The following is an 18,741-nucleotide window of genomic DNA, read 5'->3' on the forward strand; positions in this document are numbered from 1 at the left end:
AAGTAAAATTATGCCTACTATTTCACAGTTAGTAAGAAAAGGCAGACGAGTTCTTGTAGACAAGAGCAAGTCACCAGCTTTGGATTCTTGTCCTCAGCGTCGTGGTGTTTGTGTTCGTGTTTATACAACAACTCCTAAGAAGCCTAATTCAGCAATGCGTAAAGTTGCACGTGTACGTTTGACAAACTCAAAGGAAGTAAACTCTTATATTCCAGGAGAGGGTCACAACTTGCAGGAGCACTCAATTGTTTTGGTTCGCGGTGGTCGTGTAAAGGATCTTCCTGGTGTACGTTATCACATTGTCCGTGGTACACTTGATACTGCAGGTGTTGCGAATCGTACACAGCGTCGTTCTAAGTACGGAGCTAAGCGTCCTAAGGCAAAGAAGTAATATAGCTTCTTAAATTTTAGACAAAACCGCAGACTCACGGTCGGAGAAGGTCGGGAGTTGGGGGTAAAATATTTAATATAAGTTTTGCTGGAGAAGTAATCAGGTTGAGTAAATGCTCGGGTGCGAGCGTTGAAGAACATTATACAGCCCCATGCAGAATTGAAAAAAAAGTTTTATTTAAAATGAGAAAAGCAAAACCAAAGAAGAGAGTGATCCTTCCAGATCCTGTCTTCAATGACCAGAAGGTCTCAAAGTTCGTAAATCATTTGATGTATGATGGAAAGAAGAATACATCTTATGAGATTTTCTACAATGCACTTGACATTGTAAAGGCTAAGATGTCTAACGAGGAAAAGTCTGCTCTTGAAATCTGGAAGCAGGCACTTGATAATATTACTCCTCAGGTAGAGGTTAAGAGCCGTCGTATCGGTGGTGCAACCTTCCAGGTTCCTACAGAGATTCGCCCTGATCGTAAGGAGAGTATTTCTATGAAGAATCTTATTCTTTTTGCACGTAAGCGCGGTGGTAAGACTATGGCTGATAAGCTTGCTGCAGAGATTATGGATGCTTTTAATAATCAGGGTGGTGCTTTTAAGCGTAAGGAGGATATGCATCGTATGGCTGAGGCTAACCGTGCGTTCGCTCACTTTAGATTCTAATTTAATATATAATATAGTTAAAAGAAAATGGCAAATCGCGATTTACATTTGACTCGTAACATCGGTATCATGGCGCATATCGATGCTGGTAAGACTACAACTTCTGAGCGTATTTTGTTCTATACAGGTAAGACTCATAAGATTGGTGAGGTACACGATGGTGCTGCTACAATGGACTGGATGGCCCAGGAGCAGGAGCGTGGTATTACTATCACTTCTGCGGCTACAACTTGCAACTGGAACTATCTCGGTAAGTCTTATAAGATCAACTTGATCGATACTCCGGGACACGTAGACTTCACTGCTGAGGTTGAGCGTTCTCTCCGTGTACTTGATGGTGCTGTTGCTACATATTCTGCAGCTGATGGTGTTCAGCCACAGTCTGAGACAGTATGGCGTCAGGCTGATAAGTATAATGTACCTCGTATCGGTTATGTAAACAAGATGGACCGTTCTGGTGCTAACTTCTTCGAGACAGTTCAGCAGATGAAGGATATCTTGGGTGCTAATCCAATTGCTATTCAGATTCCTATTGGTGCAGAGGAGAACTTCAAAGGTGTAGTTGACCTCATCAAGATGAAGGCTATCCTTTGGCACGATGAAACTATGGGTGCTGAGTATGATGTAGAGGATATCCCTGTAGACTTGGCTGACGAGGCTGCTGAGTGGCGTGATAAGCTTCTTGAGGGTGCTGCAAACTTCGATGATGAGGTTATGGAACTTTATCTCGATGGTAAGGATATTCCAGAAGAAAAGCTTCTTGCTGCAATCCGTAAGGGTTGCTGTGCTATGGAGTGCTGCCCAATGTTGCTCGGTTCTTCATACAAGAACAAGGGTGTTCAGCCATTGCTCGACTATGTATGTGCATTCTTGCCTTCACCAATGGATACTCCAAATATCATCGGTACTAACCCTGATACAGAGGAGGAAGAGGATCGCAAACCATCTGAGGATGAACCAACATCTGCTCTCGCATTTAAGATTGCTACTGACCCATTCATGGGCCGCTTGGTATTCTTCCGCGTTTACTCAGGTAAGGTCGTTGCTGGTTCTTATGTTTACAACCCACGTTCTGGCAAGCGCGAGCGTATCAGCCGTCTGTTCCAGATGAACTCTAAGCAGGAAATCCCAATGGAGTCTATCGATGCTGGTGATATCGGTGCAGGTGTAGGTTTCAAGGATATCCGTACAGGTGATACACTCTGTGACGAGGAACACCCAATCGTATTGGAGTCTATGACATTCCCTGATACTGTGATTTCTATCGCAGTAGAGCCAAAGAGCCAGGCAGACATCGCTAAGATGGATAATGGTCTCGCTAAGTTGGCTGAGGAGGATCCAACCTTCACAGTTCGTACAGACGAGCAGAGCGGTCAGACAATTATCTCTGGTATGGGTGAGCTCCACTTGGATATCATCATCGACCGTTTGAAGCGTGAGTTCAAGGTTGAGTGTAATCAGGGTAAGCCTCAGGTTAACTACAAGGAGGCTATCACTAAGACTGCTCAGAGCCGTGAAACTTATAAGAAGCAGTCTGGTGGTCGTGGTAAGTTCGCTTGTATCGATGTAACCATCGGTCCTAAGGACGAGGATTACAAGGAAGGCGACTTGCAGTTCATCAACGAGGTTAAGGGTGGTAACGTTCCTAAGGAATTCATCCCATCTGTACAGAAGGGCTTCGCTGATTGCTTGTCAAATGGTGTACTCGGTGGCTTCCCAATGACAGGTTTGAAGGTTACTTTGACCGATGGTAGCTTCCACCCAGTTGACTCTGACCAGTTGTCATTCGAGTTGGTAGCACATCAGGCATTCAAGGTACTTTGCCCTAAGGCTGGTCCAGTTTTGATGGAGCCTATCATGAAGGTAGAGGTTGTTACTCCAGAAGAGAACATGGGTGACGTAATCGGTGACTTGAACAAGCGCCGTGGTCTCGTTCAGGGTATGGAAGAAGGTCGTAGCGGTGCTCGCATCGTAAAGGCAATGGTTCCATTGGCTGAGATGTTCGGTTATGTAACAGCTTTGCGTACTATCACTTCTGGTCGTGCAACAAGTTCTATGGAGTACGATCATCATGCACCTCTTTCTTCAACAATTGCTAAGGCTGTGTTGGAGGAGGTTAAGGGTCACGCAGAACTTCTTTAATAACAAAGAATAACGGTAAGATGAGGCGCTGCTTAGCGAATGACTCTTAAGCAGCGTACCTCTTCTTCCATTAGACTAAATAATTCATATAATAATAACTTAATTTTAAAATGAGTCAGAAAATCAGAATTAAGCTGAAGTCTTACGACCACCAGTTGGTTGACAAGTCAGCTGAGAAGATTGTGAAGGCTGTAAAGGCAACAGGCGCTATCGTTAGTGGTCCTATTCCATTGCCAACACACAAGCGTATTTTTACTGTAAACCGCAGTACTTTCGTTAACAAGAAGTCTCGCGAGCAGTTCCAGCTCTCAGATTTCAAGCGTCTCATTGACATCTACAGCTCAACAGCTAAGACAGTTGATGCCTTGATGAAGCTTGAATTGCCAAGTGGTGTAGAAGTAGAAATCAAAGTCTAATTATTTAAATTAAATTGAAATGCCAGGATTAATTGGAAAGAAAATCGGAATGACATCCGTTTTCAGTGCCGACGGTAAGAATATTCCGTGCACTGTTATCGAAGTAGGTCCTTGTGTTGTAACCCAGGTGAAAACTGTAGAAAAGGATGGTTACAAGGCTTATCAGTTAGGTTTCGAAGAGGCAAAGGAGAAGCGTACTTCTCAGCCTATGATGGGAATCTTCAAGAAGGCAGGCACAACACCTAAGAAGCACTTGGCCGAGTTCAAGTTTGATGAGGAGTACAACCTCGGTGACACAATTACAGTTGAAATCTTCAACGATTGCAAGTTCGTTGATGTAATTGGTACATCAAAGGGTAAAGGCTTCCAGGGCGTTGTTAAGCGTCACGGATTCGGTGGTGTAGGTCAGTCTACTCACGGTCAGGATGACCGCGCTCGTAAGCCGGGATCTATTGGTGCTTGTTCTTACCCTGCAAAGGTATTCAAGGGTATGCGCATGGGCGGCCAAATGGGAGGTGACAGAGTTACGACTCAGAACCTTCAGGTGTTAAAGGTAATTCCAGAGCAGAATCTTCTTATTGTTAAGGGTTCTTTCGCTGGATGCAAAGGTTCAACTGTTTTAATTGAGAAATAATGGAAGTTAGCGTATTAGATATCAAAGGTCAGGAGACCGGCCGCAAGGTAGCTCTTAATGATGCAGTCTTCGGCATTGAGCCTAACGATCACGTTCTCTATCTTGACGTAAAGCAGTATCTCGCTAACCAGCGTCAGGGTACAGCTAAGTCTAAGGAGAGAAGCGAGATGAGCGGTTCTACTCGTAAGCTTGGTCGTCAGAAGGGCGGCGGCGGTGCTCGCCGTGGTGATATTAACTCACCTGTACTCGTAGGTGGTGCTCGCGTTTTTGGTCCTAAACCACGTGATTACCGCTTCAAGCTCAACAAAAAAGTAAAGATTCTTGCTCGTAAGTCTGCTCTGTCTTATAAGGCACAGGAAAGCGCAATTGTAATGTTGGAAGACTTTACATTTGAGGCTCCAAAGACTAAAGAATTCTTAAGTATTATTAAGAATCTTAAAATTGAGGGCAAAAAAGTGCTCTTTGTTTTGCCAGAATCAAATAAAAATGTATATTTGTCTGCTCGTAACTTGCAGCGTGCTGAAGTTATCCTCGCATCAAACGTCAATTCGTATAAAGTTTTGAATGCTGATGTTGTAGTGATTACAGAAAAGTCGCTCGAGACTATCGACCAAATCTTAACAAAGTAAAAAGGAGATATTAGAATATGGCATTTATTATCAAACCATTGGTTACTGAGAAGATGACCAAGATTACAGACAAGCAGCCTAACCGCTATGGCTTCGTTGTTCGTCCTGAGGCTAATAAGCTCGAGATTAAGAAGGAAGTTGAGAGTCTGTATAATGTTACAGTAGTTGACGTGAACACTATTCGTTACGCTGGCAAGCGCTCTGCCCGTTATACAAAGGCTGGTCTTGTTAAGGGTCAGAAGAATGCGTTCAAGAAGGCAATCGTTACTCTTAAGGAGGGCGATACAATTGATTTTTACAGCAATATTTAAAATAAAAAATGGCAGTACGTAAATTAAAACCGGTTACTCCGGGTCAAAGACACAAAGTTATTGGCACGTTCGAGGATATTACTGCATCCGTGCCAGAGAAGTCTCTCGTTTACGGTAAACGTTCTACCGGCGGTCGAAACAACACCGGTAAGATGACCGTTCGCTACATTGGCGGTGGTCACAAGCAGAAGTATCGTTTAATCGACTTCAAACGTGAGAAAGATGGTGTTCCAGCAGTTGTTAAGACAATCGAGTACGATCCAAACCGTTCGGCTCGTATCGCATTGCTTTACTATGCTGATGGTGAAAAACGTTACATTATTGCTCCTAACGGACTTCAGGTAGGCGCTACTTTGATGTCAGGTGCAGATGCTGCTCCTGAGATAGGTAACTGTCTTCCTTTGGCAAACATCCCTGTAGGTACAGTGATCCACAACATCGAGTTGCGTCCTGGTCAGGGTGCTTTGTTGGTTCGTTCGGCTGGTAATTTTGCTCAGTTGACTTCTCGTGAGGGCAGTTATTGTGTAATTAAGCTCCCTTCTGGTGAAACACGCCAGATTTTGAGTGCTTGTAAAGCTACAGTTGGTAGTGTTGGTAACTCTGACCACGCTCTTGAACAGTCTGGTAAGGCTGGACGTTCTCGCTGGTTAGGCCGTCGTCCACACAACCGTGGTGTTGTTATGAACCCTGTTGATCACCCAATGGGTGGTGGTGAAGGTCGCCAGAGTGGTGGTCACCCACGTTCACGTAAGGGCTTGTACGCTAAGGGTCTTAAGACTCGCGCACCTAAGAAGCTTTCTAACAAGTATATTATCGAAAGAGCTAACAAAAAATAAAGAGTAAATTATGAGTCGTTCACTTAAAAAAGGTCCATACATCAACGTTTCTCTCGAGAAGAAGATTCTCGCTATGAACGAGAGTGGCAAGAAGAATGTTGTTAAGACATGGGCTAGAGCTTCAATGATATCTCCTGATTTCGTAGGACATACTGTTGCAGTTCATAACGGTAACAAATTTATCCCTGTTTATGTTACAGAGAATATGGTTGGCCACAAGCTTGGAGAGTTTGCTCCAACACGTCGCTTTGGCGGTCACTCTGGTAACAGAAAGTAAGCTAAGGGTTAAACCATTTAAAATTTAAGTAAATAATGGGAGCAAGAAAACATATTGCGGCTGAGAAATTGAAAGAAGCCCGTAAAAACTTGTACTTCGCAAAGTTGGTAGGCGTTCCTTCTTCTCCACGTAAGATGCGCTATGTAGTAGACATGATTCGTGGTATGGAGGTTAACCGTGCACTCGGAGTACTTCGCTTCTCTAAGAAGCAGGCATCAGCTGATGTAGAGAAATTACTTCGTTCAGCTATCGCTAACTGGGAAGCTAAGAATAATCGCAAGGCTGAAGACGGTGAGCTTTATATCAGTAAGGTCTTCGTTGACGAAGGCGTTACAATGAAACGTATGAGACCTGCACCACAGGGTCGTGGTTATAGAATTCGTAAGCGTTCTAACCATGTAACTCTTTTTGTTGATGCAAAAACTAATGACGAAAAATAATTAAGTAGAATGGGACAGAAAGTTAATCCGATTAGTAACCGACTTGGTGTTATCCGTGGTTGGGATTCAAATTGGTTCGGTGGTAAGAACTTCGGTGATAACCTCGTTGAGGATCAGAAAATCCGTAAGTATCTTAACGAGCGTCTTGCTAAAGCAAGCATTTCTCGTATTATTATCGAACGTACATTGAAACTTGTTACCATTACTATTTGTACAGCCCGTCCAGGTATTGTCATTGGTAAAGGTGGTCAGGATGTAGATAAGTTGAAGGAAGAGTTGAAGAAGCTTTATAAGAAAGATATTCAGATCAACATCTTCGAGGTTAAAAAGCCTGAACTTGATGCTACAATCGTTGGTAAGAATATTGCGACTCAGATTGAGCACATGATTGCTTATCGTCGCGCTATCAAGATGGCAGTTGCTAACACTATGCGTGCTGGCGCTGAGGGTATCAAGGTACAGATTACAGGTCGTCTGAATGGTGCTGAAATGGCACGTAAAGAAATGTACAAAGAGGGTCGTACTCCTCTTCATACATTCCGCGCAGACATCGACTACTGCCAGTGCGAGGCACTTACAAAGGTAGGTTTGCTTGGTATTAAGGTTTGGATTTGCCGTGGTGAGGTTTATGGTAAGGCTGATCTTACTCCAAACTTCTCACAGGACAATAAGAGCAACAACCGTGGTAACGGTCGCTCTAACAACCGTGGTGGTAATCGTAAAAGAAACAATAACCGTTAAATTTTAGAAAGCTATCATGTTACAGCCAAAAAGAGTTAAATATAGAAGACCTCAAGATGGTCGTGGCAACAAAGGCAACGCTCACAGAGGTACACAATTGGCTTTCGGTTCTTTTGGTATCAAAACTCTTGAATCAAAGTGGATCGATAGTCGTCAGATTGAGGCAGCTCGTGTAGCATTGAACCGCTATATGAACCGTCAAGGTCAGGTCTGGATTAGAATTTTCCCTGATAAGCCAATCACTCGCAAGCCTGCTGATGTCCGTATGGGTAAAGGTAAGGGTGATCCAGCAGGATGGGTTGCACCTGTTACACCAGGTAGAATTCTCTTCGAAGTTGAAGGAGTTAGTTTCGATATTGCAAAAGAAGGTCTTCGCCTTTGCGCTCAGAAACTTCCTGTTAAGACTAAGTTTATTGTTAGACGTGATTACGATAAAAACGCTTAATTATGAAGATTGCAGAAATTAAAAATATCGAGACCAAAGAATTGGTTGAGAAGTTGGAGGCAGCTGTTGATGCTTTGAACAAGAAGAAGATCAATCATAATGTAACTCCACTTGAGAATCCATCAGAGATTAAGGTTGCTCGTCGTGATATTGCACGTATGAAAACTGAACTTCGTCAGAGAGAACTTAACAAATAATAATGGTCCAGATGGAAACAAGAAATTTAAGAAAAGTAAGACAGGGTGTTGTTATTAGCAACAAGATGGATAAAACCATTGTTATTGCAGCTAAGTTCAAGGAGATGCACCCTATTTATGGTAAATTTGTCCAGAAGACAAAGAAGTACCATGCACATGACGAGAATAATGAGGCTAACGTAGGTGATACAGTTATGATCATGGAGACTCGTCCTCTGTCTAAGACAAAGAGATGGAGATTAGTACAAATTGTTGAAAAAGCTAAGTAATTATGATACAGACTGAATCAAGACTTACAGTATGTGATAACAGCGGTGCTCGTGAGGCTCTTTGCATTCGAGTTCTCGGTGGTACAGGCCGTCGTTACGCTAGCGTTGGTGACGTTATTGTTGTTGCAGTCAAGAACGTTATCCCATCAAGTGATTTGAAGAAGGGTGCAGTATCAAAGGCTTTGATTGTTCGCACAAAGAAGGAAATTCGTCGTGCAGATGGTTCTTACATCCGTTTCGATGACAACGCTTGTGTATTGCTTAACAATGCAGGTGAGCTTCGTGGTAGCCGTATCTTCGGTCCTGTTGCTCGTGAGCTTCGTGCAGTAAATATGAAAGTCGTTTCTTTAGCACCTGAGGTTCTTTAATATTTAAAAAGTAAGAAGTAATGAGTAAGTTACATATTAAGAAAGACGATACCGTTATCGTTATTGCCGGTGCAGATAAGGGCAAGACTGGTAAGGTGCTTAAGGTCCTCGTTGAGGAGAACCGTGCTATCGTAGAAGGTGTGCACATGGTTTCTAAGAGCACTAAGCCATCTGCTAAGAATCCTCAGGGAGGTATTGTTAAGCAGGAGGCTCCTATTCATATCTCAAATTTGAGTTTGATTGATCCTAAGAGTGGCAAGGCTACTCGTGTTGCTATCAAGCATGAGGGTAAAAACGTTGTTCGCATCGCTAAAAAGTCAGGGGAGGAAATCAAGTAATGGATACAGCACAGTTAAAGAAAGTATATAAGGAGACAATCGCTCCTGCTCTTCAGAAGCAGTTCAACTACTCTTCAGCTATGGAGATTCCAGTATTGAAGAAGATTGTCATCAATCAGGGTCTTGGTGATGCTACTCAGGACAAGAAAATTGTTGATGTAGCAATCAATGAGATTACTGCTATCACCGGTCAGAAGGCTGTTGCTACATATTCTAAAAAGGATATTGCAAACTTCAAGCTTCGTAAGAAGATGCCTATCGGTGTTATGGTAACATTGCGTCGTGAGCGTATGTACGAGTTCTTGGAGAAGCTCGTTCGTGTTTCTCTTCCTCGTATTCGCGACTTCAAGGGTATTGAGAGCAAGTTTGATGGTCGTGGTAACTATACATTAGGTATCACAGAGCAGATTATCTTCCCTGAGATTAATATCGATGAGATTGATCGTATTCAGGGTATGAATATTACCTTCGTAACAACAGCTAAGACTGATGAAGAAGGTTTTGCTCTTTTGAAGGCCTTTGGCCTTCCATTCAAGAACGCAAATAAAGATTAAGAGATATGGCAAAAGAATCAATGAAAGCTCGCGAGGTTAAGCGTGCAAAGCTTGTAGCTCGTTACGCTGAAAAGCGCGAAGCACTGAAAAAGATTATTGCAACTTCTAATGATCCAGCCGAAGCATACGAGGCAGCTCGTAAGCTTCAGGCTATCCCTAAGAATGCAAACCCAATCCGTCTTCACAATCGTTGCAAGATTACTGGTCGTCCAAAGGGTTATATCCGTCAGTTCGGTATTTCTCGTATCCAGTTCCGTGAGATGGCTTCTGCTGGTTTGATTCCAGGTGTAAAGAAGGCTAGCTGGTAATCCTTTCAAAGGTAAGAATATTTTTTTATTTAATATTGTCGGGGTAGTCCCGATTAATTAAACATTTATATTTTATGACAGATCCAATAGCAGATTATCTGACAAGACTCAGAAATGCAATCATGGCTCATCACCGTGTTGTAGAAGTTCCTGCGTCTAACTTGAAGAAAGAGATCACTAAGATCCTCTTCGAGAAAGGTTACATCCTCAATTACAAGTTTGTAGAGGATGGTCCTCAGGGCTCAATTAAGGTTGCCTTGAAGTACAACCCAACTACAAAGCAAAACGCTATCAAGTGTTTGAAGCGCGTGTCAACTCCAGGTTTGCGTAAGTATACCGGTTACAAGGACATGCCAAGAGTTATTAACGGATTAGGTATTGCAATCTTATCTACATCCAAAGGTGTAATGACAGACAAAGAAGCTTCTGATCTTAAGATCGGTGGTGAGGTTCTTTGCTATATTTATTAATTGGAGGCTTTTATATGTCTAGAATAGGAAAATTGCCAATTAGTATCCCTGCAGGTGTTACTGTAAATTATGATGAGGCTTCTCATGTTTGTACAGTAAAGGGCCCTAAGGGTGAACTTTCTCAGTGGATTGATCCATCTATCAAGTTTAATAATGCAGATGGTCAGATTAGCTTTGAAATCGATGAAAATAGTCCTGTAAATATTAAGCAGAAGCAGGCTTTCCACGGTTTGTATCGCTCTCTCGTTAACAACATGGTTGTTGGTGTAAGCGCTGGTTATACAAAGGTTTTGGAATTGGTAGGTGTTGGTTATCGTGTTTCTAACCAGGGTAATATCATTGAGTTTGCTTTGGGTTACACTCACCCTATTTTCATCCAGTTGCCTAAGGAGATTAAGGTTGAGACTAAGTCTGAAAGAAACCAGAACCCAATCTTGACATTGGAGTCTTGCGACAAGCAGTTGTTGGGACTCGTTTGTGCAAAAATTCGTTCTTTCCGCAAGCCTGAGCCTTATAAAGGTAAGGGTATTCTCTTTAAGGGTGAAGTTATTCGCAGAAAGTCTGGTAAGAGTGCTTCAGCTAAGTAATTTTAATTATTTACGATTATGACAACAAAGAAAGTAGAAAGACGAATTAAGATAAAGTTCCGCATTCGTAAGAGTGTGAACGGTACAGCTGAGCGTCCACGTCTTAGTGTATTCCGCTCTAACAAGCAGATTTACGCTCAGGTTATTAACGATTTGACAGGCACTACACTTGCATCAGCTTCTTCACTCGGTTTGGAGAAGATGCCTAAGCAGGAGCAGGCAACTAAGGTTGGCGAGCTCATTGCTGAGAAGGCTAAGGCTGCTGGCGTTGAGGCAGTAGTTTTCGACCGTAATGGTTACCTTTACCATGGTCGTGTAAAGCAGTTGGCTGAAGGTGCTCGTAATGGTGGTCTTAAATTTTAAACGATTATGGCAATGGATAAAGTAAAAGTAAATAACGAAGAAGTACTTAAGGATCGCTTGGTTGCTATCAACCGTGTAACTAAGGTTACAAAGGGTGGTCGTACTTTCACATTCGCTGCTATCGTCGTTGTAGGTGACGGTAATGGCGTAATCGGCTACGGTCTTGGTAAGGCAGGTGAGGTTACTGCTGCTATCGCAAAGGGTACTGAAGCTGCTAAGAAGAACTTGGTAAAGGTTCCTGTACTCAAGGGTACTGTTCCTCATGAGGTTGAAACTTCATTTGGTGGTGCTAAGGTTCTTATTAAGCCAGCTGCAGCCGGTACTGGTTTGAAGGCCGGTGGTGCTATGCGTGCAGTACTTGAGAGCGTAGGTATCAAGGATGTCATCGCTAAGTCTAAGGGTTCTTCAAATGCCCATAACCTTGTGAAGGCTACTATCGCTGCTCTTGCAGAGATGCGTGATGCTTATACTGTAGCAGGTGAGCGTGGTATCAGTATGGATAAAGTATTTAACGGTTAATTAGGAAAAATCGAATATGGCAACAATTAAAATCAAGCAGATTAAGAGTAAAATCGGTGCTCCAGTAGATCAGAAGCGTACTCTCGCTTGTCTTGGTCTCCACAAGATTTCTCAGGTTGTTGAGGTAGAGGATACTCCTAGCAACCGTGGTATGATCCGTAAGGTTCATCACCTCGTAAGTGTAGTTGATTAATTAATCTTTTTAAATTAGGAACGATTATGAAATTAAATAATTTGAAACCTGCTGCAGGTTCTACCCATTCACGTCGTCGTATTGGTCGTGGTCCAGGTTCTGGTCTCGGTGGTACTTCTACACGTGGTCATAAGGGTGCCAAGGCTCGTTCTGGTTATAAGAGAAAGATTGGTTTCGAAGGTGGTCAGATGCCATTGCAGCGTCGTGTTCCAAAGGCTGGTTTTAAGAATATCAACCATAAGGAGTACTTCGCAGTAAACCTTTCAACTCTTCAGGCTCTTGCTGAAGCAAAGAACCTTACTAAAATCGGTATTGAGGAACTTAAAGCTGCTGGCCTCACAAACGGCAAGGAACTTGTAAAGGTTCTCGGTAACGGTGAACTTAAAGCAAAATTGGAAGTTGAAGCTAATGCTTTCTCAAAGACTGCCGAAGAAGCAATCAAGGCAGTAGGTGGTAACGCAACTATAATCTAAGTAAATGAAAAAGTTTATTGAGACACTAAAGAACTGTTGGAAGATAGAGGATCTCCGTCAGAGACTCCTCATTACTCTTCTGTTTACGGCTATTTACCGTTTTGGCTCGTTTGTGGTACTTCCAGGTATCAATCCGGGCATGTTGGAAAAACTTCAGTCGCAGACCTCTGGCGGTCTTATGTCGCTATTGGACATGTTCTCTGGTGGTGCATTTTCCAATGCATCTATCTTTGCACTCGGAATTATGCCTTATATCTCAGCTTCAATCGTTATGCAGCTTCTTGCTATTGCTGTACCTTATTTCCAGAAGATGCAGCGCGAGGGCGAGAGCGGCCGCAAAAAAATACAATGGTATACTAGAGTCCTGACTGTGGCCATTTTGGTCTTTCAGGCTCCTAGTTACCTTTTGAATTTGAAAATGCAGGCTGCCAATGCTCTAGCCACAGGTATTAGTTGGACGGTATTCATGATACCGGCAACAATTATCTTGGCTGCAGGAAGTATGTTTATCCTTTGGCTAGGTGAGCGTATCACTGACAAGGGAGTAGGTAATGGTATATCTCTTATTATTATGATTGGTATTATCGCCCGTTTGCCACAGGCTTTCGTTCAGGAGGTAACTTCTCGTTTGCAGGCAATTTCTGGTGGTGGTCTTATTATGTTTATTGTAGAGATTCTTATCCTTTATGCTGTAGTTTGTGCTTCAATACTTTTGGTACAGGGTACACGTAAGATTCCTGTTCAGTATGCTAAACGCTTGGTTGGAAATAAGCAATATGGTGGTGCACGTCAGTACATTCCTTTGAAGCTTTTTGCAGCTAACGTAATGCCTATCATCTTTGCACAGGCTTTAATGTTTATTCCATTGGCGATAGTTCGCTATCAGTCTGAAAATGCTAGCAGTGTTGTTCAGCAGTTGATGGATAATCGTAGCTTACTATATAATGTTGTTTATGTAATCTTGGTTATTGCATTTACTTATTTCTATACAGCTATTACATTGAATCCTACTCAGATGGCTGAGGATATGAAACGTAACAATGGTTTCATTCCTGGCGTAAAACCAGGAAAGGATACAGCTGAGTACATTGATACCGTAATGTCTCGTATTACTTTACCAGGTTCGTTATTTATTGCGTTTATTGCAATCATGCCTGCATTAGCAGGACTTCTCGATGTACAGCAAGCTTTCTCTCAATTCTTTGGAGGTACATCTCTATTGATTTTGGTTGGTGTTGTCATTGACACATTACAACAAGTCGAGAGTCATTTGCTTATGCGCCACTATGATGGTCTTTTGAATTCAGGCCATACGCGTCAGGGTGGTGTTGCTGCATATTAATCTTTTTCTTTTGAAATGAGAAATTTCTGAAGACAGAAGATGAAATTATTCAGAGTGCAGTTTTACTTCATCTTAAAGTAAAGCTGACTTGAATTTACTATATTATGTGAGACGACTCTCCATTTGGATAGGTAATTCCTCATCCACTTGGAGAGCCTTTCCCGCTAATATGTCATCTAATTATGATTTTTATCTGATAGTGATGGCACAAAGTTGCTCGAAAAGATAAAGCACAATTTTATCTTCATTCGTAGAAGTTTAACATTTAAGAAGGACAAATATTTATATTATGGCAAAACAAGCCGCTATTGAGCAAGATGGAACAATTGTAGAAGCATTGTCAAATGCGATGTTCCGAGTAGAATTAGAGAATGGAGTTGACATCACAGCTCATATCTCTGGTAAGATGAGAATGCATTACATCAAGATTTTACCTGGTGATAAGGTAAAGGTGGAGATGAGTCCATATGACCTTACCAAAGGTAGAATTGTTTTTAGATACAAATAATAATCATATATAAGGTTATGAAGACAAGAGCATCATTAAAGAAGCGTTCAGCTGACTGTAAGATCGTTCGTCGTAAAGGTCGTCTGTTCGTTATCAACAAGAAGAACCCTAAGATGAAATTACGTCAGGGTTAATGTTAAAGTATTGTAAAAGTGCCGTTATTTCAAAAAATAGTTGTACTTTTGCACCGCTTTAAACGAAAGGTATTAATTTTTTAATTATTTATTTAAACAATGGCAATAAGAATTGTTGGAGTAGATTTGCCCCAGAATAAGCGTGGCGAAATCGCATTGACCTATATCTATGGTATTGGTCGAAGTAGTTCAGCAAAGATATTGGATAAGGCCGGTGTAAACCGTGACCTGAAGGTTAGCGAGTGGTCTGATGACCAGGCAGCTAAGATCCGTGAAATTATCGGCGCTGAGTTCAAAGTTGAAGGTGATCTCCGTTCAGAGATCCAGATGAACATTAAGCGACTGATGGATATTGGTTGCTATCGTGGAGTTAGACATCGTAATGGTCTTCCAGTTCGCGGTCAGAGCACAAAGAATAATGCTCGTACACGTAAGGGTAAGAAGAAGACTGTTGCTAATAAGAAGAAGGCTACTAAGTAATTCTGAAGGAGGAAATTAATTATGGCAAAGCAAAAAGCAACATCTAAGAAGAGAAATGTACGCGTTGACGCTATCGGTCAGCTTCACGTTCATAGCTCATTCAATAACATTATTGTATCTCTTGCTAATAATGAGGGTCAGATCATTTCTTGGTCTTCTGCTGGTAAGATGGGTTTCCGTGGTTCTAAGAAGAATACTCCTTATGCTGCTCAGATGGCAGCAGAGGATTGTGCAAAGGTCGCTTTTGATCTTGGTCTTCGTAAGGTTAAGGCTTATGTTAAGGGTCCAGGTAATGGTCGTGAGTCTGCTATCCGTGCTATTCACGGTGCAGGTATCGAGGTTACTGAAATCGTTGACGTAACTCCATTACCACACAATGGTTGCCGTCCTCCAAAGCGTCGTCGTGTATAACGCTTGAGGTTAGCATTATTAATTAAGATACAAACAATATAGCATTTATATAATATTATGGCTAGATATATAGGTCCGAAATCTAAAATTGCGCGTCGTTTTGGTGAGCCAATCTTCGGCGCTGACAAAGTTTTGTCCAAGAGAAACTTCCCTCCTGGACAGCATGGCAACAACCGTCGTCGTAAGATGTCTGAGTACGGTGTCATGTTGGCAGAGAAGCAGAAAGCTAAGTACACTTATGGTGTATTAGAGCGTCAGTTCCGTAATATGTTTGATAAGGCTGCTAAGGCTGATGGTATTACTGGTGAGGTTCTTCTTCAGAATCTCGAGTGCCGTCTTGATAACGTTGTATTCCGTCTTGGTATCGCTCCAACACGTGCTGCTGCGCGTCAGTTGGTTGGTCACAAGCACATCGTTGTTGATGGTAAGGTAGTTAATATCCCTTCATTCGCAGTTAAGCCTGGTATGGTTGTTGGTGTTCGTGAGAAATCTAAGTCTCTCGAGGTTATCGAAGCAGCTCTTGCAGGTTTCAATCATAGCAAGTACCCATGGATTGAGTGGGACGATAATTCAAAGAGCGGTAAGTTCTTACACAAGCCAGAGCGTGCCGACATCCCAGAGAATATTAAGGAGCAGTTAATCGTTGAGTTGTACTCTAAATAAATCATTACATTAATGGCGATATTAGCATTTCAAAAACCTGATAAAGTAGTAATGTTAGAGGCTGATAACCAGTTCGGAAAGTTTGAATTCCGTCCTTTGGAGCCTGGCTTCGGTGTTACCATTGGTAACGCCTTGCGCCGCATTCTCCTTTCATCATTGGAGGGTTATGCTGTTAACACTATCCGCATTGCGGGTGTTGAGCATGAGTTCTCTTCAGTTCCTGGTGTAAAGGAAGATGTTACTAACATTATCTTGAATCTCAAACAAGTTCGATTCAAGCAAGTAGTAGAAGAATTCGAGAATGAGAAAGTTAGTATCACCGTTGAGAATTCTACAGAATTCAAAGCAGGTGATATCGGTAAGTATCTGACTGGATTTGAAGTGTTAAACCCTGATTTGGTGATTTGTCATTTAGATGCCAAAGCTTCGATGCAGATCGATTTGACTATTAATAAGGGACGCGGTTATGTTCCTGCTGATGAGAATCGTCAATTCTGCACTGACGTTAACGTTCTCCCAATCGATTCCATCTACACCCCTATTCGTAACGTAAAGTACGCTGTTGAACCATATCGTGTTGAGCAAAAGACCGACTATGATAAGCTCGTACTTGAAGTTACAACTGATGGTTCCATTAGTCCAAAGGATGCACTGAAAGAGGCTGCGAAGATTCTTATTTATCACTTCATGCTCTTCTCTGATGAGAAGATTACTCTTGAGACACAGGATCAGGAGAGTAATCAGGAGTTTGATGAAGAGGTTCTTCATATGCGTCAGTTGCTTAAAACTCGTCTCGTAGACATGAATCTTAGTGTTCGTGCCCTCAACTGCTTGAAGGCAGCTGATGTTGAGACTCTTGGTGATTTGGTTCAGTTTAACAAGACTGACCTCTTGAAGTTCCGCAACTTTGGTAAGAAATCGCTCTCAGAGCTTGATGATTTGCTCGAGAGTCTGAATCTGTCTTTTGGAACTGATATTTCAAAGTATAAATTAGACAAGGAATCTTAAAGGTTCGTAGTCCAAAAAGCAAAAACAAAAAATGAGACATAATAAGAAATTCAACCATTTAGGTCGTACTGCTTCTCATCGTAACGCGATGTTGGCTAACATGGCTTCATCACTTATCTTGAGCGAGCACAAAAGAATCACTACGACCCTCGCAAAGGCAAAGGCTCTTAAGAAGTATGTTGAGCCATTGATTACTCGTTCTAAGAACGATACAACAACTTCACGTCGTGTAGTTTTCCGTTATCTTCAGAATAAGTATGCTGTTAAGGCTCTCTTCGGTGAGGTAGCTGAGAAGGTAGCTAACCGTCCAGGTGGTTACACTCGCGTAATCAAGTTGGGTACCCGTCAGGGTGATGCAGCTGAGATTGCTTTCATCGAGCTCGTTGACTTTGATGAGAATATGGCTAAGACTCAGAAGGCTGCTGCTAAGAAGACTCGTCGTAGTCGTAAGGCAACAAAGGCTGAAGAGGCTCCTGTAGCTGAGACTGAGGCTCCTGCAACTGAGGAGGCTCCAAAGGCTGAATAATTTTCAATCATCTCAGATAAATTTAGCGTCCTTGTCTTGACAAGGGCGCTTTTTTTGTCTCTAATCAAAACTATTTGCTTTTTTAGGGTTTTTCCTTATCATTATTAGGGATTTTTTTGCTTTTGTTCTTTTAGTTCTTTGTATCTTTGCAGCAGAAATTTAAAGCTTAATGAAGATGAAAAAGATTATGCTTTTTGTAGCTTGCTCTTCTTTGCTGTTGAGTAGCTGCGATACTTATACGGGAAGTGGTGCTTATGCTGGTGCCACATTTGGTTCTATTCTTGGTTCTGCTATCGGTGGCTTGTCTGGTGGTCCTAGAGGTTCAGATATGGGTACTATTATCGGCATGGCTGGCGGTGCTGCAGTTGGAGCGGCCATTGGTAGTCAGGCTGACCAGAAATCCCAGCAGCAAAGAGAATCTGTTTATCGAGATAGATCACACCGTGATTATCATTCTTATCAGGATGGAGTTTACCAGCAATCTTCACCTGTTTATTCCAATGACGAAATCTTTGATTCTACTAATTCTGGTGATGATAGGATTTATGATTTCAATGATAGGGATTATACCGGAAGTTACAGTGCTCAGCAGCCTATTGCCACTATTCCTAGTTCCACATTGGAAGAACTTGGTCAGAATTATGCTTATTCATCATCTTTGAAAATAATGAATGCTCGTTTTGTTGATTCAAATGAGGACAATTATTTGAATCGGAATGAAACAGCTAAGGTTATTTTTGAAATTCGAAATAACGGAGCTCACACGTTGTATGATGTAGTTCCTACCGTTATTGAGACTACCGGCAATAAGCATATTTTCATATCTCCAAGTGTTCATGTAGAAAGTATTGCTCCTGGCCATGTGATTCGCTATACAGCAATGGTCAAGGCTGATAACCGTTTGAAGAATGGTACTGCTTGTTTCTGTGTTTCAGTTATACAAGGCGGTAAGACGATTTCCAAGGTTAATCAGTTTGATATTCCGACAAAATCCAGATAAGATTCCGGTAAGATCATGAATTTGTATGATAGTATCTTATTTTAGGATTCCGTTATAAATAAAAAAGTAAAGAGGGTGTGTCATAAGTCTATGGCGCACCCTCTTTTAT

At 42.0% G+C, this 18,741-nt stretch carries 33 protein-coding genes; all 33 read left to right on the plus strand.

What is annotated here, in order from left to right:
• The first annotated feature begins 10 nt into the window (after positions 1-10).
• The 33 genes from rpsL to DWV53_RS07950 all read left to right on the plus strand — a co-directional run bounded on the left by rpsL (position 11) and on the right by DWV53_RS07950 (position 18,632).
• Positions 11-391: a 30S ribosomal protein S12 gene (gene rpsL / locus DWV53_RS07790; protein WP_006848839.1), complete on the plus strand. Its 381-nt coding sequence runs from the start codon at positions 11-13 to the stop codon at positions 389-391.
• Positions 392-573: 182 nt separating this feature from the next.
• Positions 574-1,050, plus strand: coding sequence for a 30S ribosomal protein S7 (gene rpsG, locus DWV53_RS07795; RefSeq protein WP_006848838.1), 477 nt, complete (start codon positions 574-576; stop codon positions 1,048-1,050).
• Positions 1,051-1,077: 27 nt separating this feature from the next.
• Entirely contained in the window at positions 1,078-3,192 is a 2,115-nt protein-coding gene (gene fusA, locus DWV53_RS07800) for an elongation factor G (protein WP_118152787.1), read from the plus strand.
• A gap of 110 nt (positions 3,193-3,302) precedes the next feature.
• Positions 3,303-3,608: a 30S ribosomal protein S10 gene (rpsJ, locus tag DWV53_RS07805; RefSeq protein WP_006283658.1), complete on the plus strand. Its 306-nt coding sequence runs from the start codon at positions 3,303-3,305 to the stop codon at positions 3,606-3,608.
• Between the two features lie 19 nt (positions 3,609-3,627).
• Entirely contained in the window at positions 3,628-4,242 is a 615-nt protein-coding gene (gene rplC / locus DWV53_RS07810; protein WP_022122145.1) for a 50S ribosomal protein L3, read from the plus strand.
• Complete coding sequence (gene rplD, locus DWV53_RS07815; RefSeq protein WP_022122146.1) at positions 4,242-4,871, plus strand: 50S ribosomal protein L4; 630 nt, start codon at positions 4,242-4,244, stop codon at positions 4,869-4,871. The genes rplC and rplD overlap by 1 nt, the downstream gene beginning before the upstream one ends.
• 17 nt (positions 4,872-4,888) lie before the next feature.
• The gene (rplW, locus tag DWV53_RS07820) at positions 4,889-5,182 is read left to right on the plus strand and encodes a 50S ribosomal protein L23 (protein ID WP_006848834.1); all 294 of its coding nucleotides are present in this window, start codon (positions 4,889-4,891) and stop codon (positions 5,180-5,182) included.
• Between the two features lie 8 nt (positions 5,183-5,190).
• Complete coding sequence (gene rplB / locus DWV53_RS07825) at positions 5,191-6,018, plus strand: 50S ribosomal protein L2 (RefSeq protein ID WP_006848833.1); 828 nt, start codon at positions 5,191-5,193, stop codon at positions 6,016-6,018.
• A 10-nt stretch (positions 6,019-6,028) separates the two neighbouring features.
• Entirely contained in the window at positions 6,029-6,295 is a 267-nt protein-coding gene (gene rpsS / locus DWV53_RS07830; RefSeq protein ID WP_006848832.1) for a 30S ribosomal protein S19, read from the plus strand.
• A gap of 35 nt (positions 6,296-6,330) precedes the next feature.
• Entirely contained in the window at positions 6,331-6,735 is a 405-nt protein-coding gene (gene rplV / locus DWV53_RS07835; RefSeq protein ID WP_006848831.1) for a 50S ribosomal protein L22, read from the plus strand.
• A gap of 9 nt (positions 6,736-6,744) precedes the next feature.
• Positions 6,745-7,476 carry a 30S ribosomal protein S3 gene (rpsC, locus tag DWV53_RS07840; RefSeq protein WP_006848830.1) on the plus strand — a complete coding sequence of 244 codons (732 nt, stop codon included), beginning with the start codon at positions 6,745-6,747 and terminating at the stop codon, positions 7,474-7,476.
• Positions 7,477-7,492: 16 nt separating this feature from the next.
• Complete coding sequence (rplP, locus tag DWV53_RS07845; RefSeq protein ID WP_006848829.1) at positions 7,493-7,921, plus strand: 50S ribosomal protein L16; 429 nt, start codon at positions 7,493-7,495, stop codon at positions 7,919-7,921.
• A 2-nt stretch (positions 7,922-7,923) separates the two neighbouring features.
• On the plus strand, positions 7,924-8,118 hold the full coding sequence (gene rpmC, locus DWV53_RS07850) for a 50S ribosomal protein L29 (protein ID WP_006848828.1): 195 nt from the start codon (positions 7,924-7,926) through the stop codon (positions 8,116-8,118).
• A 2-nt stretch (positions 8,119-8,120) separates the two neighbouring features.
• Positions 8,121-8,387 (plus strand): 30S ribosomal protein S17, encoded by a 267-nt coding sequence (rpsQ, locus tag DWV53_RS07855; protein ID WP_006848827.1) that lies wholly within the window; start codon positions 8,121-8,123, stop codon positions 8,385-8,387.
• Between the two features lie 2 nt (positions 8,388-8,389).
• Positions 8,390-8,755 carry a 50S ribosomal protein L14 gene (gene rplN / locus DWV53_RS07860; RefSeq protein ID WP_006848826.1) on the plus strand — a complete coding sequence of 122 codons (366 nt, stop codon included), beginning with the start codon at positions 8,390-8,392 and terminating at the stop codon, positions 8,753-8,755.
• 20 nt (positions 8,756-8,775) lie between these two features.
• A complete protein-coding gene (rplX, locus tag DWV53_RS07865; RefSeq protein ID WP_006848825.1) occupies positions 8,776-9,093 on the plus strand; it encodes a 50S ribosomal protein L24 in 318 nt (105 codons plus the stop codon).
• Entirely contained in the window at positions 9,093-9,647 is a 555-nt protein-coding gene (rplE, locus tag DWV53_RS07870) for a 50S ribosomal protein L5 (RefSeq protein WP_022122149.1), read from the plus strand. The genes rplX and rplE overlap by 1 nt, the downstream gene beginning before the upstream one ends.
• Positions 9,648-9,652: 5 nt before the next feature.
• Positions 9,653-9,955, plus strand: a complete 303-nt coding sequence (gene rpsN / locus DWV53_RS07875; protein WP_006848823.1) for a 30S ribosomal protein S14 — start codon at positions 9,653-9,655, stop codon at positions 9,953-9,955.
• Positions 9,956-10,029: 74 nt separating this feature from the next.
• On the plus strand, positions 10,030-10,425 hold the full coding sequence (rpsH, locus tag DWV53_RS07880; protein ID WP_006848822.1) for a 30S ribosomal protein S8: 396 nt from the start codon (positions 10,030-10,032) through the stop codon (positions 10,423-10,425).
• Between the two features lie 14 nt (positions 10,426-10,439).
• Positions 10,440-11,012: a 50S ribosomal protein L6 gene (gene rplF / locus DWV53_RS07885; RefSeq protein ID WP_118152789.1), complete on the plus strand. Its 573-nt coding sequence runs from the start codon at positions 10,440-10,442 to the stop codon at positions 11,010-11,012.
• An 18-nt stretch (positions 11,013-11,030) separates the two neighbouring features.
• Positions 11,031-11,375, plus strand: a complete 345-nt coding sequence (gene rplR / locus DWV53_RS07890) for a 50S ribosomal protein L18 (protein WP_022122151.1) — start codon at positions 11,031-11,033, stop codon at positions 11,373-11,375.
• 6 nt (positions 11,376-11,381) lie between these two features.
• Complete coding sequence (gene rpsE, locus DWV53_RS07895; protein WP_006848819.1) at positions 11,382-11,894, plus strand: 30S ribosomal protein S5; 513 nt, start codon at positions 11,382-11,384, stop codon at positions 11,892-11,894.
• Positions 11,895-11,910: 16 nt separating this feature from the next.
• Positions 11,911-12,087, plus strand: a complete 177-nt coding sequence (rpmD, locus tag DWV53_RS07900; RefSeq protein WP_006848818.1) for a 50S ribosomal protein L30 — start codon at positions 11,911-11,913, stop codon at positions 12,085-12,087.
• Between the two features lie 26 nt (positions 12,088-12,113).
• A complete protein-coding gene (gene rplO, locus DWV53_RS07905; RefSeq protein ID WP_006848817.1) occupies positions 12,114-12,560 on the plus strand; it encodes a 50S ribosomal protein L15 in 447 nt (148 codons plus the stop codon).
• A 4-nt stretch (positions 12,561-12,564) separates the two neighbouring features.
• Positions 12,565-13,902, plus strand: a complete 1,338-nt coding sequence (gene secY / locus DWV53_RS07910; RefSeq protein WP_118152791.1) for a preprotein translocase subunit SecY — start codon at positions 12,565-12,567, stop codon at positions 13,900-13,902.
• A gap of 289 nt (positions 13,903-14,191) precedes the next feature.
• Entirely contained in the window at positions 14,192-14,410 is a 219-nt protein-coding gene (gene infA / locus DWV53_RS07915) for a translation initiation factor IF-1 (protein ID WP_006848815.1), read from the plus strand.
• Positions 14,411-14,427: 17 nt separating this feature from the next.
• On the plus strand, positions 14,428-14,544 hold the full coding sequence (gene rpmJ, locus DWV53_RS07920) for a 50S ribosomal protein L36 (protein WP_006848814.1): 117 nt from the start codon (positions 14,428-14,430) through the stop codon (positions 14,542-14,544).
• 99 nt (positions 14,545-14,643) lie between these two features.
• Positions 14,644-15,024, plus strand: coding sequence for a 30S ribosomal protein S13 (gene rpsM / locus DWV53_RS07925; RefSeq protein ID WP_006848813.1), 381 nt, complete (start codon positions 14,644-14,646; stop codon positions 15,022-15,024).
• A 21-nt stretch (positions 15,025-15,045) separates the two neighbouring features.
• Positions 15,046-15,435 carry a 30S ribosomal protein S11 gene (gene rpsK / locus DWV53_RS07930; RefSeq protein ID WP_022122153.1) on the plus strand — a complete coding sequence of 130 codons (390 nt, stop codon included), beginning with the start codon at positions 15,046-15,048 and terminating at the stop codon, positions 15,433-15,435.
• Between the two features lie 57 nt (positions 15,436-15,492).
• Entirely contained in the window at positions 15,493-16,098 is a 606-nt protein-coding gene (gene rpsD / locus DWV53_RS07935) for a 30S ribosomal protein S4 (RefSeq protein WP_006848811.1), read from the plus strand.
• A 12-nt stretch (positions 16,099-16,110) separates the two neighbouring features.
• Positions 16,111-17,106, plus strand: coding sequence for a DNA-directed RNA polymerase subunit alpha (locus DWV53_RS07940; protein WP_118152793.1), 996 nt, complete (start codon positions 16,111-16,113; stop codon positions 17,104-17,106).
• A 31-nt stretch (positions 17,107-17,137) separates the two neighbouring features.
• On the plus strand, positions 17,138-17,632 hold the full coding sequence (gene rplQ, locus DWV53_RS07945) for a 50S ribosomal protein L17 (RefSeq protein ID WP_022122155.1): 495 nt from the start codon (positions 17,138-17,140) through the stop codon (positions 17,630-17,632).
• A 175-nt stretch (positions 17,633-17,807) separates the two neighbouring features.
• The gene (locus DWV53_RS07950; protein WP_118152811.1) at positions 17,808-18,632 is read left to right on the plus strand and encodes a glycine zipper family protein; all 825 of its coding nucleotides are present in this window, start codon (positions 17,808-17,810) and stop codon (positions 18,630-18,632) included.
• The last annotated feature ends 109 nt before the right edge of the window (positions 18,633-18,741 follow it).

This window comes from Segatella copri, assembly GCF_003465495.1.
GTDB classification, from domain to species: domain Bacteria; phylum Bacteroidota; class Bacteroidia; order Bacteroidales; family Bacteroidaceae; genus Prevotella; species Prevotella copri_G.